Origin of the sequence: Variovorax sp. OV084 (assembly GCF_900111625.1) — a bacterium.
Lineage (GTDB): Bacteria > Pseudomonadota > Gammaproteobacteria > Burkholderiales > Burkholderiaceae_C > Variovorax.
This window is the reverse complement of sequence record NZ_FOII01000005.1, coordinates 293908-312078: the sequence shown is the minus strand read 5'-3', so window position 1 is coordinate 312078 and position 18171 is coordinate 293908. Positions and strand designations below refer to the sequence as shown.

The window sequence follows — 18171 nt, the reverse complement described above, 5'->3', positions numbered from 1 at the left end:
CGGTTTTCAGTGTGTTCGTTATTCGTTGGTGCAGGCCACGACTTCTTCCAGAGAAGTGAGACCTTGCATCACTTTGCGCAGACCCGACTGGCGCAGCGAGCGTACGCCCTCTGCCTCGGACTGCTGTGCGATGTCGAGCGCGCTGCCGTCCCGCAGGATGATTTCCTGGATGGCCTCGGTGATCGGCATCACCTGGTAGATGCCCACGCGGCCCTTGTAGCCGCCGCTGCAGGCGGAGCAGCCGACGGGGCGGTAGGGCTTCCAGGTGCCGTCCAGGTCTTCTTCCCTGAACCCCGCGTCGAGTAGCGCTTCGCGCGGGACGTCGGCCGGCACGCGGCAGACGGTGCACAGCCGCCGTGCAAGGCGCTGCGCCGTGATCAGGATCACGCTGGACGCGATGTTGAACGGCGCGATACCCATGTTGCGCATCCGCGTGAGCGTGGTCGGCGCGTCATTGGTGTGCAGCGTGGAGAGCACCAGGTGGCCCGTTTGCGCGGCCTTGATCGAGATGTCGGCGGTTTCGAGGTCGCGGATTTCGCCGACCATGATGATGTCGGGATCCTGGCGCAGGAAGGCGCGCAACGCGGTCGCGAAGGTCAGGCCGGCCCGTTCGTTGACGTTGACCTGGTTGACGCCGGGCAGGTTGATTTCCGACGGGTCTTCTGCCGTCGCGATATTGACGCCCGGCTGGTTCAGCAGGTTCAGGCAGGTGTAGAGCGACACCGTCTTGCCCGAGCCCGTGGGGCCGGTGACGAGCACCATCCCGTACGGGCGGCCGATGGCGTGCAGGAGCCGCGCCTTTTCATCCGCGTCGTAGCCCAGGGCATCGATGCCCAGACGCGCGCTGCTCGGGTCGAGAATACGAACGACGATCTTCTCGCCGAACAGCGTGGGCAGCGTGCTCACGCGAAAGTCGATCACGCGGTCGGGCCCGATCTTGAGCTTCATGCGGCCGTCCTGCGGCACGCGCTTCTCGGAGATGTCGAGCCGGGAAATGACCTTGATGCGCGATGCCAGCTTGTCCTTGATGACTGTGGGCGGGCTGGCGATCTCGCGCAGTTCGCCGTCGACCCGAAAGCGCACGCGGTAGTGGTGCTCGTAGGGCTCGAAGTGAATGTCCGAGGCCCGCATGCCGACGGCGTCGAGCAGCATCTTGTGAAGGAAGCGCACGACCGGTGCGTCTTCGACTTCCGCGATCGCCTGCTCGTTGCTGTCGCCCGAAGTGTCGGCTGAGACATCGTCGAACTCGAACTCGCTGCCGACGATGCTGTTGATGGTCTCCGCTGCCGTCACTGCGGCGGCTTCGATCATTCGGGACAGCTTGTCGTATTCCGCGATGACCCAGTCGACACCCATCTGGGAGGCGAACTTGATCTTCTCCGCCGCCTGCTGGTCCGAGGGGTCGGCTGTTGCAACAATCAGACGGTTGTTGCGTTTGCTGAGGACAACGATGCGGTACGCGTGGCACAGCTTCGCGTCGAGCAGATCCTTCGGCAGGCGCTGGGGATCGATGGCGTCGAGATCGAGCAGCGGCGCGCCAAAGGCGGTGGAAAGGGTGTGGGCGAGATCGGCGGCCGAGACGGCGCCAGAGCCAGTCAGCTCTGCAATGAAGCTGGTGCGGCCGCTCAGGGACTTCTGGTAGATGTCCTCGGCCGCCCTGGCAGGAAGCTTGCCGGCCGACACCAGGGCGCGCGCAAGCCCGGGGAGGGCAATCTGCGAGGGTTCTTTAACTGGAAGTTCGGCAGCGGCCATTCAGCGAATGAAAAAGATGTGAAAAAGTGCTTCACGATCATCGCTGAACAGCCCAGTGCTGTAAATCGCTACACAGCAACAGGCATGGCCATTTATTTATGCCAGCCAAAGGCTGGTCGGGGTGAGAGGATTCGAACCTCCGGCCTCTACGTCCCGAACGTAGCGCTCTACCAGGCTAAGCTACACCCCGATGGTTGCAAGAAAAAAGAAATCGTCCTAGATGCCAACTCAGGAGAGGTGTTCAGGCACGTCGCTCAAGCAACTGAGCCGCCAATTGTAGCAAACCTGAAGCGTGCGAATTGGACGGGAAGCCGTTCAGCGCATGAATTGCGCGTTGTGCTTCGGCGGCAGCCGCCGCGCGGGAAGCATCCAGGGCTCCAGTTTCGCGAACGATCTCGACGACCTTGCCCAACTGCGCAGTGTCGCCCGCCTCGATGGCGGCGCGCACCAGGTCGCTCTGAGCCGAGGTGCCGCGCTGCATGGCGAAGATGAGCGGGAGCGTGGTCTTGCCTTCGCGCAGGTCGTCGCCAACGTTCTTTCCTGTCTCGTTGGCATCGCCCGCGTAGTCCAGCACGTCGTCGATCACCTGGAAGGCGGTGCCGAGTGCCTGTCCATAGGTTGCGCATGCTTCTTCCACTTCGGGTGTGGCGCCTGCCAGCACGGCCGCGAGGCGGGTGCTGGCCTCGAAGAGCTTCGCGGTCTTCGAGCGGATCACGCGCAGATATGCAGCCTCGTCCAGCGATGCGTCGTGCATGTTCATCAGCTGGAGCACCTCGCCCTCGGCGATCACATTGGTGGCTTCGGCCAGGATCTGCATGACGCGCATGTTGTTGGCATCCAACATCATCTGGAATGCGCGCGAATAGAGAAAGTCGCCGACCAGCACGCTGGCCGGGTTGCCGAACGATTCGTTGGCGGTCGCCCGACCGCGCCGCAGGGTCGATTCGTCGACCACGTCGTCATGCAGCAGGGTGGCCGTATGGATGAATTCCACAACGGCGGCCAGATTGAAGCGTTGCTCGCCGGTGTAACCCAGCGCGCCCGACATCAGCAGCAGGAGTGCCGGCCGCAGGCGTTTGCCGCCAGCGGAAATGATGTACCTGGAAACCTGGCTGACCAGCGGCACGCCCGTGTCGAGGCGGCGGGCTATCACACGGTCGACTTCGACCATGTCGCCGGCAATCAGGTCCAGCACGGTGGCGGTGGGGGAGGTGTCGGCGGCGGGAACTGGCAAAGCGGAGGCGCGAGGCGCTGCTGAGGATGATGGCGGCCCAAGCTGGGGAAGGGCCGGAAGGCGCAAATTATAGGGAGCCGCGGCGGTTTGCCGGGATTGCGCTGGGCCGAAAGTGGTTAGCAACCACAAACCGCGCTATAATCTTGGGCTCTGCGGAATTCGCTGCGGAGACTCATTTCTAAGAGGTTTACATGTACGCGGTCATAAAAACCGGTGGCAAGCAGTATCGCGTTGCTTCCGGCGAGAAAATTAAAGTAGAACAGATTGCTGCGGACGTAGGCCAGGAAATCGTGATCGACCAGGTTCTGGCCGTCGGAAACGGCGCTGAAATCAAGGTTGGCACGCCCCTGGTGTCCGGCGCAACGGTGACAGTCACGGTACTGTCGCACGGCAAGCACGACAAGGTCCACATCTTCAAGATGCGCCGTCGCAAGCACTATCAGAAACGTCAAGGCCATCGCCAGCAGTTCACCGAACTGCAAATCGGCGCGATCGCCGGCTAAGGAGCAGATTCCATGGCACAGAAAAAAGGCGGCGGCTCAACGCGAAACGGGCGCGATTCCAAGCCCAAGATGCTCGGCGTGAAGGCTTTCGGCGGCGAGCTGATCAGCGCAGGCTCGATCATCGTGCGCCAGCGCGGCACCCAGTTCCACCCCGGCGTGAATGTCGGCGTGGGCAAGGACCACACGCTGTTTGCCCTGGTCGACGGCCACGTGTCGTTCGGTACCAAGGGTGCACTCAACAAGCACACGGTCAACGTGACCCCCGCGGCGTAAGCCTCGAGTCACTTCGACCTGCCCGAGGCCCCGCATTGCCGGGGCTTCTTCATTTGTAAACTGGACATCCCATGAAGTTCGTCGACGAAGCCTTCATCGACATCGCCGCCGGCGATGGCGGCAACGGCTGCGTGTCGTTCCGTCATGAGAAGTACAAGGAATTCGGCGGCCCCAACGGCGGCGACGGCGGCCGTGGCGGCCACGTGTTCGCGGTTGCCGACTCGAACCTCAATACGCTGGTCGATTTCCGCTACTCCCGCCGCCACGAGGCAAAGCGCGGCGAGCACGGCATGGGCTCCGACATGTTCGGCGCCGCGGGCGACGACATCACGCTCAAGATGCCGGTCGGCACGATCATCTCCGACGCCGAAACCGGCGAGGTGCTGTTCGAGCTGTTGAAAGAGGGCGAAGTCATCACCATTGCCAAGGGGGGCGACGGCGGCTTCGGCAACATGCGCTTCAAGAGCGCCATCAACCGCGCGCCGCGTCAGAAGACGCCCGGATGGCCCGGTGAAAAGCGCAGCGTCAAGCTGGAGCTGAAGGTGCTGGCCGATGTCGGCCTGCTCGGCATGCCGAATGCCGGCAAGTCGACCCTGATCAGCGCCATTTCGAATGCCCGCCCGCGCATCGCCGACTACCCCTTCACTACGTTGCACCCGAACCTCGGCGTGGTGCGCGTCGGCCCGGAGCAGAGCTTCGTGGTGGCCGACCTTCCCGGTCTGATCGAAGGCGCATCCGAAGGTGCGGGCCTCGGCCATCTCTTCCTGCGTCACCTGCAACGCACGCGCCTGCTGCTGCACGTGATCGACATGGCACCGTTCGACGACAACATCGACCCCGTCGCTCAGGCCAAGGCCATCGTCGGCGAGCTCAAGAAGTACGACGCCGCGCTCTACGAAAAGCCGCGCTGGCTCGTGCTCAACAAGCTCGACATGGTACCGACCGAAGAACGCGCGGCGCGCGTCAAGGACGTCGTGAAGCGCCTGCGTTTCAAGGGCCCCGTATTCGAAATCTCGGCACTCACCCGCGAAGGCTGCGAACACCTGGTGCAGGCTGTTTATCAGCAGGTCAAGGCGCAGCAGGTGGCCGAGCACGCGCCGGTCGTCGTCGATCCGCGCTTCACGCCGTTGCCTTCCGAGGGCGCCTGAGCGGCGTTGCCGCATCCCCCGCGGCCCTGCCAACAGATAGATAGACAGACAGCAACCCACGCAGCATTCAAGACCGTTACAACCCGAAAATGACCTCGAACTCCGGATCCACTGCCTTGCGGGATGCCCGCCGTATCGTCGTCAAGGTGGGTTCCAGCCTCGTGACCAACGAGGGGCGCGGTCTCGACGAGGCCGCCATCGGCGAGTGGTGCCGGCAACTGGCTGCGCTGGTGCGCGAAGGGCGTGAGGTCGTGATGGTGTCGAGCGGGGCCATCGCTGAAGGCATGAAGCGCCTCGGCTGGCGCACCCGGCCGCACGAAATCAACGAGCTTCAGGCGGCCGCGGCCGTCGGGCAGATGGGCCTGGCCCAGATGTACGAAACCAAGCTGCGCGAAAACGAAATCGGCAGTGCGCAGGTGCTGCTGACCCACGCCGACCTGGCCGATCGCGAGCGCTACCTCAATGCCCGCTCGACACTGGTCACGCTGCTCAAGCTGGGTGTGGTGCCGGTCATCAACGAGAACGACACGGTCGTCAACGACGAGATCAAGTTCGGCGACAACGACACGCTCGGCGCGCTCGTGGCCAACCTCGTCGAGGCCGATGCGCTGGTCATCCTCACGGACCAGAAGGGCCTGTACACGGCCGATCCGCGCAAGGACCCGGAAGCCAAGTTCGTGCACGAAGCCGCCGCGGGCGATCCGGCGCTCGAAGCGATGGCGGGTGGGGCGGGGTCGAGCATCGGCAAGGGCGGCATGATCACCAAGATCCTCGCGGCCAAGCGCGCCGCGGGCTCGGGCGCTTCTACCGTCATCGCCTGGGGTCGCGAGGCCGATGCCCTGCTGCGCCTGGCGCGGGGCGAGTCCATCGGCACGCTGCTGGTGGCGCAGACTGCCAAGCACCAGGCCCGCAAGCGCTGGATGGCCGACCACCTGCAATTGCGCGGCGCCGTCGTCGTCGATGCAGGCGCGGCCGCGAAGGTGCGAGCCGAGGGCAAGAGCCTGCTGCCGATCGGCATGACCAGCGTTTCAGGCGAGTTCTCGCGCGGCGACGTGATCGCGGTGCGCGACGTCGATGGCGTCGAGCTGGCCCGGGGCCTTGCCAACTATTCGAGCGTGGAGGCGCGCCTGCTGTGCCGCAAGCCCTCGAGCGAATTCGAGCGCCTGCTGGGCTATGTTGCGGAACCCGAGATGGTGCACCGCGACAACATGGTGCTGATGCCCAGTTGATGATCCAAATAACGACGGGGCGCAAGGCCCCGTTGTTGTTTGGACTACTGCACTTCCCGCACCGGGTTGCGCATGTTCTGCACCATTTCCCCGATCGAGGCGCGCGGCGCATTGCCGCGACACAGGGCCTGGGTCGACAGCGCCCGGGTGTAGCTGGAGTTCAGGTCGTTCAGGCGTTTCCACTCCGGCTTTGCGACGTCCTGCCAGGCGCCGTTGTTGTAGCGCGCATAGCTCTTCATTTCCGCCGTAGAGCAGCGCACGCCCTCGTAGAAGGCGTTGACGGCACCGCCGTTGCGGTTGTGTGCCACCACCACGTAACGCACGATCCCGTCGCCAGTGATTGCGATCGTGTTCGGGTCGACGCCGAATTTCAGGCTCATGTAAGGCGGCATCTCGATCGGCAGCAGACGGCTTTCGCTGAAGGCCGGCGGCGGCGGCGTTACCGTTTCTTCCCATTCCTTGTCCGTTTCGGACCGCTTCGGCGGCGGCGGGCTGCCGGCCTGCGCCCAGTCGGGGTTGTCGGTGTCGTGCTGGCCCGAGGCGCAGCCCGCGAGGACGCCGAAGCAGATCAGAAGAAGGGCGCGCTCAGCGTTGCGTCGGAAGGAACGGCGCTTTGTTGTTGTGGACAGGAGGTTCATCGCTCGCAGAAGGAATGTCGGGATGCGGATCGAAACTGCCGCCGGGCGGCAGGTCCAGTCCGGGAGGCGCCCCGGCGTCTGGCGAATGGCGCTCGAATTCTCGGGCGCGCACGTTGCTGCGCAGGAAGCGGTTGCGGAAATCCTGCCTTGGCAGGTAGCGAGCAAGCTCGGTGAGCGCCATCTCGTAGACGCCGCGCTTGAACTCGACGACCACGTCGAGCGGCACCCAGTAGTCGTGCCAGCGCCAAGCATCGAATTCGGGATGGTCGGTGGCACGAAGGTTGAGATCCCAGTCGTGGCCGACGAGTTGCAGCAGATACCAGATTTGTTTCTGGCCCTTGTAGTGGCCCCGTGCGTCACGGCGGATGAACCGATCCGGCACCTCGTAGCGCAACCAGTCGCGGGTACGGGCCACGATGCGCACGTGCTCCGGGTGGAGCCCCACTTCCTCGTGCAGTTCCCGGAACATGGCTTGCTCGGGACTTTCGCCGCGGTCGATGCCGCCTTGCGGAAACTGCCAGGAATGCGTGCGTATGCGTTTGCCCCAGAAAACCTGGTTTCTCTGGTTGAGCAGGATGATGCCGACGTTGGGCCTGAAGCCGTCCCGGTCGAGCATAATCAAACCCCAATTTTTGAACTGAGTCGATTATGCATGCCGGGTTGCCCTCGGCAAGCTGCCGATGCCAGGCTCTCAGGGTCTCTCCGGGGGAGCAGTCCCCCACTTCCCATTTTCGAATCCAGCGAATCCATCACACCGATCCCGATGAAAGCTTCCCGATTTTTTGTCTCCACTCTCAAGGAAGCGCCCGCTGACGCAGAGGTCGCGAGCCACCGGCTCATGATGCGGGCCGGCATGATCAAGAAGCTCGGCACGGGCATCTACACCTACATGCCCATGGGGCTGCGCGTGATCCGCAAGGTCGAGGCCATCGTGCGCGAGGAGATGAACCGCGCCGGCGCCGTCGAGATGACGATGCCCGTGGTGCAGCCGGCCGAGTTCTGGCAGGAGACCGGCCGCTTCGAGAAGATGGGCCCCGAGCTGCTGCGCATCAAGGACCGGCATGACCGCGACTACGTGATCCAGCCGACCAGCGAAGAGGTCGTGACCGACATCGCGCGCCAGGAGATCCGCAGCTACAAGCAGCTGCCGAAGAATTTCTACCAGATCCAGACCAAGTTTCGCGACGAGCGCCGTCCGCGCTTCGGCCTGATGCGCGGGCGCGAATTCATCATGAAGGACGCCTACAGCTTCGACCGCGACCTCGACGCGGCCAAGGCCAGCTACCAGACCATGGCGCAGGCATACCGCAACATCTTCGACCGCTTCGGCTTGCGCTATCGCGCCGTGGCGGCCGACAGCGGCGCCATCGGCGGCGACCTGAGCGAAGAGTTCCAGGTGATCGCCGCGACCGGCGAGGACGCCATCGTCTACTGCCCCGACAGCGACTACGCCGCCAACATGGAAAAGGCCGAGGCACTGGCACCGGCCGGCCCGCGCCCCGCGGCCGCCAAGGCGCTCCAGAAGACTCCGACCCCCGGCAAGAGCACCTGCGCCGACGTGGCCGAGCTGCTTGGCGTGCCGCTGTCGACCACCATCAAGTCCTTGGTGCTGGCCACCGATATCGTCGATGAGGCCGGCAATCCGAAGGGCTCGCAGGTATGGCTGCTGCTGCTGCGCGGCGACCATGACATGAACGAGATCAAGGTCAGCAAGCTGCCCGGCCTGAACCAGGGCTTCCGCTTTGCGACCCTCGCCGAGATCGAGGGCCACTTCGGCTGCAAGCCCGGCTACCTCGGTCCGCTGAACCTCAAGAAGCCCGTCAAGCTGGTGGCCGACCGCGAAGCTGCCGTCATGGCCGACTGGATCACCGGCGCCAACGAAGTCGACTTCCACATGACCGGCGTCAACTGGGGCCGCGACCTGCCCGAGCCTGACCTGATCGCCGACATCCGCAACGTGGTCGCGGGCGACACCTCGCCCGACGGCAAGGGCGTGCTGGCCATCGAGCGCGGCATCGAAGTCGGCCACGTGTTCGTGCTGGGCACCAAGTACAGCAAGGACATGAACGCAACTTACCTCGACGAAGGTGGCAAGCCGCAGTTCCTCGAAATGGGCTGCTACGGCATCGGCATCACCCGCCTGCCGGCCGCCGCCATCGAACAGAACCACGACGAGCGCGGCATCATCTGGCCCGACGCGCTGGCTCCGTTCACGGTGGTGGTCTGCCCCATCGGCATGGACCGCAGCCCCGAGGTCAAGGTCGCGGCCGAAGCGCTCTACGAAGAGCTGCTTGCCAAGGGCGTCGACGTGCTGCTCGACGATCGCGGCGAGCGCCCCGGCGCGATGTTCGCCGACTGGGAGCTGATCGGCGTGCCGCACCGCGTGGTCATCTCGGATCGCGGTCTCAAGGAAGGCCAGCTCGAATACCAGGGCCGGCGCGACACCGCGGCCACCAAGGTGCCTGCGGCCGGCATCGCCGACTTCATCACCGGCAAGCTCGCCAAATGAGCTTCGAGGGCGGCCTCTCGCGACGCCAGTGCCTGGGCGGCGCCGTGACGGCGGGCGCCCTCACCATGCTGTCGCTGCCGCAGACCGCCCTGGCCGGTGCGCAGATCGAGGAGCCGCTGATCGACTCGGTGCGCACCGCACTGAGCTCCGCCATCCACAACAAGGCGCCGCCGGTGCCCCAGTTCGCGAACACCGAGGCCCGCCTGGCCTACCTGCGCTGGCTCGGCGAGATGAGCGAACGCCTCAAGAAGAAGATCGCCGACGCGCCCTCGCGCATCGAATTCCTGCAGACCGCCTGGTACGAAGCCAAGCGCTCGGGGCTCGAGGTGAGCCTGGTGCTCGGGCTGGTGCAGGTCGAGAGCAATTTCCGCAAGTTCGCGGTGTCGAGCGCCGGCGCGCGCGGCTACATGCAGGTCATGCCGTTCTGGACGCGCGTGATCGGCGACAGCGATTCGGCCAAGCTCTTCCACATGCAGACCAACCTGCGCTTCGGCTGCGTGATCCTGCGCCACTACCTCGACCGCGAGAACGGTGACCTGTACATGACGCTGGGCCGCTACAACGGCAGCCGGGGCAAGTCGCCATACCCGAACGCGGTGTTCGCCAACCAGCGGCTCTGGGTGTTCAACGACAAGGAACGCGAGAAGGAAAAGGACAAGGACCGGTCGGCGGCCTGAGTCTGCAAGCCAGCCAGTCCAGTCAGTTCGCCGGCGCCTTGGCGGTGCCCGAGCCCTTCGTGACCATCACCTGGTCGATGCGGTAGCTGTCCACGTCCATCACCTCGAAGGTGTAGCCGCCCCAGGTCACGTTGTCGGTGCGCTTGGGCACGCGACGCAGCATCACCATCAGGAAGCCCGCGAGCGTTTCGTATTCCTCGGCGTGCGGCAGTTCGTCGATGTGCAGCGCGCGCTGCACGTCCTGAATGGGCGTGATGCCGTCTATGAGCCACGAGTTCTCGTCGCGCTGCACGATCTGCTCTTCGTCGGGCATCGACACAAGGTCGCCCATCACTGTGCTCATCACGTCGTTGAGGGTGATCACGCCCACCACCAGGCTGTATTCGTTGACGATGATTGCGAAGTCTTCATGCGCCTGCTGGAACTGCTCGAGCACCTCGGTCAGCGACAGCCGGTCGGGAATGACCAGCGCCTTGTGCAGCGGCAGGCCCTGGTCGAAGGCCAGCGGCTGGCCGCTGAGCACACGCTGGAACATGTCCTTGGCGTCCACATAGCCCAGCACGTGGTCAATGTCGCCGTCGCACACCGGATACGCCGAGAAGGGCTCGGCCACGATGCGCGCGCGCAGCACCGACTCGGGGTCGTCATGCAGGAACCAGGCGATGCTGTCGCGCGCGGTCATCACGCTGCTCACCAGGCGTGTTTCCAGCTCGAACACGTTGGCGATCACCTGCTGCTCGCGCACAGCGAGCACGCCGGCCCGGGCGCCGGCCTCGGTCATCGCGAGGATGTCGGCCGAGGTGATCTTGTCGTCGCGCACCATCGGCATGCCGAGCAGCTTGAACAGCAGGTCGGTGCAGCGCGTGAAGAACCACACCAGCGGCTTGAAGGTGGTGATCAGCAGTTGCATCGGCCCGACCATGCGTACCGCCAACTGCTCCGGGTTGCTCATGCCAAGCCGCTTGGGGAACAGGTCGGCGAACACCAGGAACACCGCGATGATGATGATGAACGAGCACAGGAAGGCCGCGCTGGCCGAAGCCTCGACGCTCAGCCACTTCTCGAAGAAGACTGCGAAGTAAGGGCTGAGCGAGCCTTCGCCCACGACGCCGCCAAGGATCGCCACCGCGTTGAGCCCGATCTGCACCACGGTGAAGTAATGGCCAGGCTGCTCCTGCACGCGCAGCACTTTCTCCGCCCGAGGGTCGCCTTCGTCGGCCATCTGGCGCAAACGCAGGCGGCGCGAGGCAGCCAAGGTGATTTCGGCAAGGGAGAAGAAGGCGCTCAGCGCAATCAGTAGCGCGATGATGAGCAGGCTTTGGGTCAGGGTCATGGTGGCACGTCGAAGACGGCCACCATGGTGCCATGACTCGGCACCGGAAAAACGCTCAGACCCCGCCGTGGGGGTGAGTCGGGTCGACCCAGAGCACCGATTCAGGTTTTTCCACAGGCTCGATGTCGAGGTTCACCGCCACGGCCTCGCCGTCGCTGCGGCACAGCACGCATTCGAGCGTCTCGGTCGCGCTGGCGTTGATTTCCTGGTGCGGCACGAAGGGCGGCACGTAGATGAAGTCGCCCGGCCCGGCCTCGGCAGTGAATTCCAGTTTTTCGCCCCAACGCATGCGGGCCCGGCCGCGCACGACGTAGATCACCGATTCGAGGTGTCCGTGGTGATGGGCGCCGGTCTTGGCATCGGCGTGGATGGTCACGGTGCCGGCCCAGAGCTTCTGCGCACCCACGCGGGCGAAGTTGATGGCGGCCGCCCGGTTCATGCCGGGCGTCTGCGCGGTGTTGACGTCGAGCTGGTTGGCCCCGATCACCCGCACGCCGTCGTGCTTCCAGGCCGGGGCGCCTTCGCCGTCATCGCCGTCATGCGAATGGCCGTGATCCGCATCGTGATCGTGGCTCATGACCGGCTTCGTTGGTTCAGGCGGCGGCGCCGTTCACCACTTGCTGCAGCTCGCCCGATTCGTACATCTCCATCATGATGTCCGAACCGCCGATGAACTCGCCCTTCACGTAGAGCTGAGGGATCGTGGGCCAGTTGCTGTATTCCTTGATGCCCTGGCGGATGCCGTCGTCTTCGAGCACGTTGACGGTCTTGAGCGTCTTCGTGTCGACGCCGACCGCCTTCAGGATCTGGATCGCGCGGCCAGAGAAGCCGCACATCGGAAAGCTTGCATTGCCCTTCATGAAGAGCACGAGGTCGTTGGTCTTGACGAGGTCGTCGATGCGTTGCTGGGCGTCGGACATGGGGACTCCTGAAAAAATAGGCTGGGGGGATTATTTCACCGTGCGCCAGATTCCGCCGGAGCAGCGCTGGATGCCGGCGAGGTCGTCGCGGCTTTGCACTTCGGCGAAACCGCGCGCGGCGAGCAGTTGGCGCACGGCCGCGGCCTGGTCATGGCCGTGTTCTAGCAACAGCCAGCCGCCTTCCGCGAGGTGGGTGGGGGCGTTCTGCACGATCTGGCGGATGTCGTCGAGCCCGTCGGCGCCCGCGACCAGCGCGGAAGAAGGCTCATGGCGCAGCGCGGACAGATGCGGGTCGCCGGCGGCGATGTACGGCGGGTTGCTGGCGATGACCGTGTAGCCGTTGCCGGCGCCGTCGAGCCAGTTCGCCTGGGCGAAGCGTACGGGCAGGCCGAGGCGCCGGGCGTTGGCCTGGGCGACCGTGAGCGCATCGGCGCTTGCATCGACCGCGTCGACCTGTGCATCGGGGCGGGCGTGTTGCAGGGCCAGCGCGATCGCGCCGCTGCCTGTGCCGAGGTCGAGCGCGCGCGGGGCGGCATGGCCTTCGAGGCACTGCAGGGCCCATTCGACCAGCGTTTCCGTGTCGGGGCGCGGCACCAGCACACGGGCATCGATCTGCAGGTTGAGGCCGTGGAATTCCTTCTCGCCCAGCAGGTAGGCCACCGGTTCGCCCGTCCGGCGCCGCGACAACTGCGCAGCCAGCGCGGACCACGCTGCATCGGGCATCGCATCGGTGTCGTGCGCCAGCAGCCAGGCCCGGTCGTGCGGCGCGCGGCCCAGCGCGTGCAGCAGCAGCAACTGGGCGTCGAGCCGGTCGATGCCCAGGGCGACAGCCGCGGTCAGCGCCTGCGCCACGGTCGACGGCAACGGGTTCTCGGTGGTGGTCATCACGCCGGCAGGCTCGATTCGAGCTCAGCCAGCTGCTCGGCCTCGCGTGCGGCGCGCAATGCGTCGAGCACGTCGCCGAGGTCGCCTTCCATGATGGCGAGCAGCTTGTAGAGCGTGAGGTTGATGCGGTGGTCGGTCAGGCGCCCCTGTGGAAAGTTGTAGGTGCGGATGCGGTCCGAGCGGTCGCCGCTGCCGATCAGCCCCTTGCGCATCGCCGCGTCCTTGGCGGCGCGTTCGCTGCGCTCCTTTTCCTGGATGCGCGCCGACAGCACCTGCAGCGCCTTGGCCTTGTTGCGGTGCTGGCTGCGGTCGTCCTGGCATTCGGCCACGATGCCGGTCGGGATGTGCGTGATGCGCACGGCCGAGTCGGTCTTGTTGATGTGCTGGCCGCCGGCGCCGCTAGCGCGGTAGGTGTCGATGCGCAGGTCGGCCGGGTTGATCTGCACGGCCACGGTCTCGTCGGGCTCGGCCAGCACGGCAACCGTGCAGGCGCTGGTGTGGATGCGGCCCTGCGTCTCGGTGGCGGGCACCCGCTGCACGCGATGGCCGCCCGATTCGAAGCGCAGGTGACCGAACACGTCGTCGCCGACGATGCGGATCACCACTTCCTTGTAGCCGCCGAGTTCGCTCTCGCTTTCGCTCACCACCTCGCAGCGCCAGCCGGCGCGCTCGCAGTAGCGCGTGTACATGCGCAGCAGGTCGCCCGCGAACAGCGCCGATTCGTCGCCGCCCGTGCCCGCGCGGATTTCGAGGAAGGCATTGCGCGCGTCGTCGGGGTCCTTGGGCAGCAGCAGGCGCTGCAGTTCTTCTTCGAGCTGCACCAGCTCGACCTCGGCGCCTGCGATTTCCTCCTTCGCCATCTCGGCCATGTCGGGGTCGTCGAGCATTTCCTTGGCACCGGCGATGTCGGCCTCGCGCTGGCGGTAGCGCTCGTAGCGGCCGGCGATCTGCGTGACCTCGGCATGCTCGCGCGAGATGGTGCGGTACTGCGCCATGTCGCTCATGATGTCTTCGCGCGAGAGCAGGAAGTCGAGCTCGCCCAGGCGCTGGGCGTAGCGTTCGAGTTGGTGGCGCAGAAAGGATTTCACGGGGGAAAGAGGCTCGAAAAAATGGGAGGGTGCTGCCGAGCGAGGGCAGGGCGCATGAAGAAGATCGCGGCCGGTCGGGCCAGGCGATGACGAGCGTCGCTAACGCTCTTTGCGCAGGAACAGGCGCGAGATCGTCTGAGCCGTCTGCTCGCGCGAGGCGGCATCGCCAGCGTGCAACTCGGCCATGGCGCCGTGCATCATCTTCTGCGTGAGTCCGCGCGACATCGCTTCGAGCACCGCATCGACCGATTCGCCCTTGGCCAGCAGCTTGCGCGCACGGGCCATTTCGGCGGCGCGCCACTCGTCGGCCTGCGCGTTGAGCTGCTGGATCAGCGGCACGGTGCCGCGCTGGCCCAGCCAGTGCATGAAGCTCTGCACGCCGGCGTCGATGATCACTTCGGCCTGTGCCACCGCGGCCTGGCGGTTGGCCTGGCCCTGTTGCACGACCTGGGCGAGGTCGTCGACGGTGTAGAGATAAATATCCTCGAGCGCCTTCACTTCGGGCTCGATGTCGCGCGGCACGGCCAGGTCGACCATGAACATCGGGCGGTGCTTGCGTGCCTTGAGCGCACGCTCGACGGCGCCCAGGCCGATGATCGGCAGCGTGCTCGCGGTGCAGCTCACCACGATGTCGAACTCGGCGAGCCGCGAGGGAAGGTCGGCCAGCCGCATCGCCTCGCCGCCGAAGCGCGAGGCCAGCTTTTCGCCGCGTTCGAGCGTGCGGTTGGCAATGGCGATCGACTTGGGCTCCTTGGCCGCGAAATGCGTGGCCGCAAGGTCGATCATTTCGCCCGCGCCGACGAACAGCACGCGCGTTTGATGCAAATCTTCGAAGAGCTGCCCGGCCAGCCGGACCGCCGCGGCGGCCATGCTGATGGAGTGCGCGCCGATCTCTGTGGCGGTGCGGACCTCCTTAGCGACGGCAAAGGAGCGCTGGAACAGCTGGTTCAGCGTACTGCCGAGCGCGCCGGCCGTCTCGGCTGCGCGCACCGCGTCCTTCATCTGGCCGAGGATCTGCGCTTCGCCGAGCACCATCGAATCGAGCCCGCTGGCCACGCGGAAGGCATGGCGCGCGGCTTCGTCGTCGTGCAGGGTGTAGGCGTGCGAGCGCAGCAGGGCAGGGGCCACGCCGCCGCTGGCTGCCAGCCAGCCGAAGGTGTGGTCGAGCGCGATGTGTTCCGAGGCGCAATAGATCTCGGTGCGATTGCAGGTGGAGATGATCGCGGCCTCGACCTGGGGGTGGCGGCCGGAGGCAAAGGAACTGCGCAGGCTCTGCAGCGTGGGGGCTATCTGGTCGAGCGCGAACGCGAAACGACCGCGCAGATCGAGCGGCGCGGTCGTGTGGTTCAAGCCGAGAGCCCAGACTGACATGGCCGTGATTATAAAATCAGCAGCCGCACGAGGCTTGCGGAAGGACAAATGGCTTTCCCTATGACAGCCATAACCTTCCGCGCATGTTCCGGCACGTGCGCAACCCCTCCCGATGGACCTGCTGGCCCTCTTGAATCACCTGCTTAATTTTGTAGCACCCGCGGCCTTCCTGGCCCTGGTGCTGGCCTTTGCCGGGCGGTTCCTGGGCGGCAACCGCGCCGGCGTCCCGCGCTGGTGGGTGCAGTGGGCGCTGACCTTTGCGGCCGGCGTGGGGGTATCGGTTGCCGGCCTCGCGGTGTTCGGGCGTGACGGAGCGATGGTGACCTACGCCGCGCTCGTGGTGGTTTGCGGCACTGTCCAGTGGCTGGCGATGCGCGGCTGGCGCCGCTGACAACCAGTCAGCCGAGCCGGCGGATCATGTAGGCCGACTCGCCGGGGTAGGTGGCGAGCCGGGCCTGCTGCCCGGTGCCGGCGGGCTGCGTGGCCGCATAGCCCTGGCGCAGCCAGAAACCCACCGAGGATTGCACCGACACCAGCGTCGAATGCCGCCAGCCGGCCTGTGCCGCGTGAGCCCAGGCATGGCGTAGCAGCAAGGGCCCCAGCCCCAGGCCCGAGGCGTCCGGGTGCACAGCCAGATCGTGCAGGTATAGCGAATCGGGCTGTTCGGCCACTTCGAACTCCCCGTGCAGCGGAGTGAGCTTGCCGACTACCGATGGATACCCGGCCAGATAGGCCCGCACACCGCCTTCATGCTCGGCCACCCAGCCCGTATGCGGCGCGGCAGCGAGCCGCCGGGCGATCAGTGTGCCGTCCTCCACGAACCCCGCGCCATAGCAGGCGAGCTGGATCGCGAGCACGGCGTCGAGGTCGTCGGCGCGCATGCCGCGCACGAAGGGGGCGTCCGACACCATCAGGCCAGCAGCAGCTTGTCGTCGTCCAGTTTTTCGCCGCGTGTCTGCTCGAACATGCGCAGCAGGTCGGGCACGTCGAGCCCCGAGCGCTCCGACCCGGCCACGTCGAGGATCACCTGGCCCTCGTGCAGCATCACCGTGCGCGAGCCGTAGTCCAGCGCCTGGCGCATGCTGTGCGTCACCATCATCGCGGTGAGCTGGCTGCCTTCGACGATCCTGGCGGTCAGCTCCAGCACGAAGGCGGCAGTCTTCGGGTCCAGCGCGGCCGTGTGCTCGTCCAGCAGCAGGATGCGCGAGGGCTTGAGCGAGGCCATCAGCAGGCTCACCGCCTGCCGCTGCCCGCCCGAGAGCAGGCCGATGCGGTCGGCCAGCCGGTTCTCCAGCCCCAGCTTCAGGATCGACAGCTTCTCGCGGAACAGCTCGCGCAGGTTGCGGTTGAGCGCAAAGCCGAAGGCCCGGCGCTCGCCGCGCTTCCAGGCGAGCGCCATGTTCTCCTCGATGGTCAGCGCCTCGCAGGTGCCGGCCATCGGGTCTTGGAACACGCGGGCCACCATGCCCGAGCGCTGCCAGGCGTTCAAGCGGGTCACGTCCTTGCCGTCGATCTCGATGCTGCCTTTGTCGACGATCAGGTCGCCGCTCACCGCATTCAGAAAGGTCGACTTGCCCGCGCCGTTCGAGCCGATCACGGTGACGAACTGGCCGGTCGGAATTTCCAGGCTGAGCCCGCGCAGCACGCGGTTCTCGATCGGCGTGCCCGGGTTGAAGGTCATCTCGAGTTGTTGGGCGCGCAGCATCAGTTCTTCCCCTTGAAAAGCCCGCCCAGCTTGCGCTTGTAGGCTGGCACCAGAAGCGCGAACGCCACCAGCACGGCAGTCACCAGGTTCAGGTCTTGCGCCTGCAGGCCCATGAAGTCGGTATTCAGCGCCATCGCGATGAAAAAGCGATACAGCAGCGCACCCAGCACGCACGCCAGGGTGGTGATGACCATGCTGCGCGCGGGCAGCAGCGTCTCGCCGATGATCACCGCGGCCAGGCCGATCACGATCGTGCCCACGCCCATCGAGATGTCGGCCGTGCCCTGGCTCTGCGCGAACAGCGCGCCGGCCAGCGCCACCAGCGCGTTCGACAGCGCCAGGCCTGCCATGGTGTGGAAGTCGGTCGAGATGCCCTGGGCCCGCGCCATGCGCGCGTTGCCGCCGGTGGCGCGCATCGCCAGGCCGGCTTCAGAAGCGAAGAACATGTCGACCAGGACCTTCGCGACGATCACGATCAGCAGCAGCAACAGCGGCTTGGCCCACTGCTCGGGCATGCCGCCGAAGTCGACCATGCTGAACACAGTCGGCTCGGTGATGAGCGCCACGTTGGGCTTGCCCATCACGCGCAGGTTGATGGAGTACAGCGCAATCATCACCAGGATGCTCGCGAGCAATTGCATGATCTTCAGCTTGACGTTGAGCCAGGCCGTGACCCAGCCCGAGACGGCGCCGGCCACGCAGGCCACCGCGGTGGCGGCCACCGGGTTCCAGCCCGCGACGATCAGCGTCGCGGCCACGGCGGCGCCCAGCGGAAAGCTGCCGTCCACCGTGAGGTCGGGAAAATTGATGATGCGAAACGACATGAAGACGCCCAGCGCGACCAGTCCGAATATCAGACCGATCTCGATGGCGCCCAGCGAAGCGATGAGCGACATGAGAGAAAAA

The 18171-nt window shown here is 65.7% G+C and carries 20 protein-coding genes and 1 tRNA gene; 7 read left to right on the top strand and 14 right to left on the bottom strand.

What is annotated here, in order from left to right; all coding sequences use genetic code 11:
* Positions 1 to 18: 18 nt before the first annotated feature.
* The 3 genes from pilB to BMW87_RS16600 all read right to left on the bottom strand — a co-directional run bounded on the left by pilB (position 19) and on the right by BMW87_RS16600 (position 2986).
* Positions 19 to 1752: a type IV-A pilus assembly ATPase PilB gene (gene pilB / locus BMW87_RS16610; protein ID WP_093057446.1), complete on the bottom strand. Its 1734-nt coding sequence runs from the start codon at positions 1750 to 1752 to the stop codon at positions 19 to 21.
* Between the two features lie 113 nt (positions 1753 to 1865).
* A tRNA-Pro gene (locus BMW87_RS16605) sits at positions 1866 to 1942 on the bottom strand.
* A 51-nt stretch (positions 1943 to 1993) separates the two neighbouring features.
* A complete protein-coding gene (locus tag BMW87_RS16600; protein ID WP_093057447.1) occupies positions 1994 to 2986 on the bottom strand; it encodes a polyprenyl synthetase family protein in 993 nt (330 codons plus the stop codon).
* 191 nt (positions 2987 to 3177) lie between these two features.
* Here BMW87_RS16600 and rplU point away from each other — a divergent pair, with 191 nt between their 5' ends.
* The 4 genes from rplU (at position 3178) to proB (ending at position 6139) form a co-directional block, all read left to right on the top strand.
* The gene (gene rplU, locus BMW87_RS16595; RefSeq protein WP_007833243.1) at positions 3178 to 3489 is read left to right on the top strand and encodes a 50S ribosomal protein L21; all 312 of its coding nucleotides are present in this window, start codon (positions 3178 to 3180) and stop codon (positions 3487 to 3489) included.
* Positions 3490 to 3501: 12 nt separating this feature from the next.
* Positions 3502 to 3762, top strand: coding sequence for a 50S ribosomal protein L27 (gene rpmA / locus BMW87_RS16590; protein ID WP_093057448.1), 261 nt, complete (start codon positions 3502 to 3504; stop codon positions 3760 to 3762).
* Positions 3763 to 3833: 71 nt separating this feature from the next.
* Positions 3834 to 4910, top strand: coding sequence for an Obg family GTPase CgtA (gene cgtA, locus BMW87_RS16585; protein ID WP_093057449.1), 1077 nt, complete (start codon positions 3834 to 3836; stop codon positions 4908 to 4910).
* A gap of 89 nt (positions 4911 to 4999) precedes the next feature.
* Positions 5000 to 6139: a glutamate 5-kinase gene (proB, locus tag BMW87_RS16580; RefSeq protein WP_093057450.1), complete on the top strand. Its 1140-nt coding sequence runs from the start codon at positions 5000 to 5002 to the stop codon at positions 6137 to 6139.
* Between the two features lie 44 nt (positions 6140 to 6183).
* Here the strand turns inward: proB and BMW87_RS16575 are convergent, their stop codons facing one another.
* Positions 6184 to 6777, bottom strand: a complete 594-nt coding sequence (locus tag BMW87_RS16575; RefSeq protein WP_177142457.1) for a CNP1-like family protein — start codon at positions 6775 to 6777, stop codon at positions 6184 to 6186.
* Positions 6725 to 7393 carry an RNA pyrophosphohydrolase gene (locus BMW87_RS16570; protein ID WP_093057451.1) on the bottom strand — a complete coding sequence of 223 codons (669 nt, stop codon included), beginning with the start codon at positions 7391 to 7393 and terminating at the stop codon, positions 6725 to 6727. Before BMW87_RS16570 ends, BMW87_RS16575 begins: the two co-directional genes overlap by 53 nt.
* 147 nt (positions 7394 to 7540) lie before the next feature.
* On the opposite strand from BMW87_RS16570, the gene BMW87_RS16565 reads away from it, so the two are divergent.
* Both BMW87_RS16565 and BMW87_RS16560 read left to right on the top strand, forming a co-directional pair.
* A complete protein-coding gene (locus BMW87_RS16565; RefSeq protein WP_093077475.1) occupies positions 7541 to 9286 on the top strand; it encodes a proline--tRNA ligase in 1746 nt (581 codons plus the stop codon).
* Positions 9283 to 9963: a lytic transglycosylase domain-containing protein gene (locus BMW87_RS16560; protein WP_093077473.1), complete on the top strand. Its 681-nt coding sequence runs from the start codon at positions 9283 to 9285 to the stop codon at positions 9961 to 9963. The genes BMW87_RS16565 and BMW87_RS16560 overlap by 4 nt, the downstream gene beginning before the upstream one ends.
* A 22-nt stretch (positions 9964 to 9985) precedes the next feature.
* On the opposite strand, the gene BMW87_RS16555 is transcribed toward BMW87_RS16560, so the two are convergent.
* The 6 genes from BMW87_RS16555 to hemA form a co-directional block, all read right to left on the bottom strand.
* Positions 9986 to 11296: a polyamine export protein PaeA gene (locus BMW87_RS16555; RefSeq protein ID WP_093057454.1), complete on the bottom strand. Its 1311-nt coding sequence runs from the start codon at positions 11294 to 11296 to the stop codon at positions 9986 to 9988.
* A gap of 55 nt (positions 11297 to 11351) precedes the next feature.
* Positions 11352 to 11873: a cupin domain-containing protein gene (locus BMW87_RS16550; protein WP_093077471.1), complete on the bottom strand. Its 522-nt coding sequence runs from the start codon at positions 11871 to 11873 to the stop codon at positions 11352 to 11354.
* Between the two features lie 16 nt (positions 11874 to 11889).
* Positions 11890 to 12216, bottom strand: coding sequence for a Grx4 family monothiol glutaredoxin (gene grxD, locus BMW87_RS16545; protein ID WP_093057456.1), 327 nt, complete (start codon positions 12214 to 12216; stop codon positions 11890 to 11892).
* A gap of 30 nt (positions 12217 to 12246) precedes the next feature.
* On the bottom strand, positions 12247 to 13101 hold the full coding sequence (gene prmC / locus BMW87_RS16540; RefSeq protein WP_093077469.1) for a peptide chain release factor N(5)-glutamine methyltransferase: 855 nt from the start codon (positions 13099 to 13101) through the stop codon (positions 12247 to 12249).
* Positions 13101 to 14189 carry a peptide chain release factor 1 gene (prfA, locus tag BMW87_RS16535; protein WP_093077468.1) on the bottom strand — a complete coding sequence of 363 codons (1089 nt, stop codon included), beginning with the start codon at positions 14187 to 14189 and terminating at the stop codon, positions 13101 to 13103. Before prfA ends, prmC begins: the two co-directional genes overlap by 1 nt.
* Positions 14190 to 14288: 99 nt before the next feature.
* The gene (gene hemA / locus BMW87_RS16530; protein ID WP_093057459.1) at positions 14289 to 15560 is read right to left on the bottom strand and encodes a glutamyl-tRNA reductase; all 1272 of its coding nucleotides are present in this window, start codon (positions 15558 to 15560) and stop codon (positions 14289 to 14291) included.
* A 112-nt stretch (positions 15561 to 15672) separates the two neighbouring features.
* On the opposite strand from hemA, the gene BMW87_RS16525 reads away from it, so the two are divergent.
* Positions 15673 to 15951, top strand: coding sequence for a hypothetical protein (locus BMW87_RS16525; protein ID WP_093077466.1), 279 nt, complete (start codon positions 15673 to 15675; stop codon positions 15949 to 15951).
* A 7-nt stretch (positions 15952 to 15958) separates the two neighbouring features.
* Here BMW87_RS16525 and BMW87_RS16520 read toward each other — a convergent pair whose 3' ends face one another.
* Genes BMW87_RS16520 through BMW87_RS16510 form a run of 3 tightly spaced genes read right to left on the bottom strand, consistent with a single transcriptional unit; the run spans position 15959 to position 18161 of the window.
* A complete protein-coding gene (locus tag BMW87_RS16520) occupies positions 15959 to 16471 on the bottom strand; it encodes a GNAT family N-acetyltransferase (protein ID WP_093077465.1) in 513 nt (170 codons plus the stop codon).
* A complete protein-coding gene (locus BMW87_RS16515; protein WP_093077463.1) occupies positions 16471 to 17265 on the bottom strand; it encodes an ABC transporter ATP-binding protein in 795 nt (264 codons plus the stop codon). The genes BMW87_RS16520 and BMW87_RS16515 overlap by 1 nt, the downstream gene beginning before the upstream one ends.
* The gene (locus BMW87_RS16510; protein ID WP_093077462.1) at positions 17265 to 18161 is read right to left on the bottom strand and encodes an ABC transporter permease; all 897 of its coding nucleotides are present in this window, start codon (positions 18159 to 18161) and stop codon (positions 17265 to 17267) included. The genes BMW87_RS16515 and BMW87_RS16510 overlap by 1 nt, the downstream gene beginning before the upstream one ends.
* Positions 18162 to 18171: the final 10 nt, after the last annotated feature.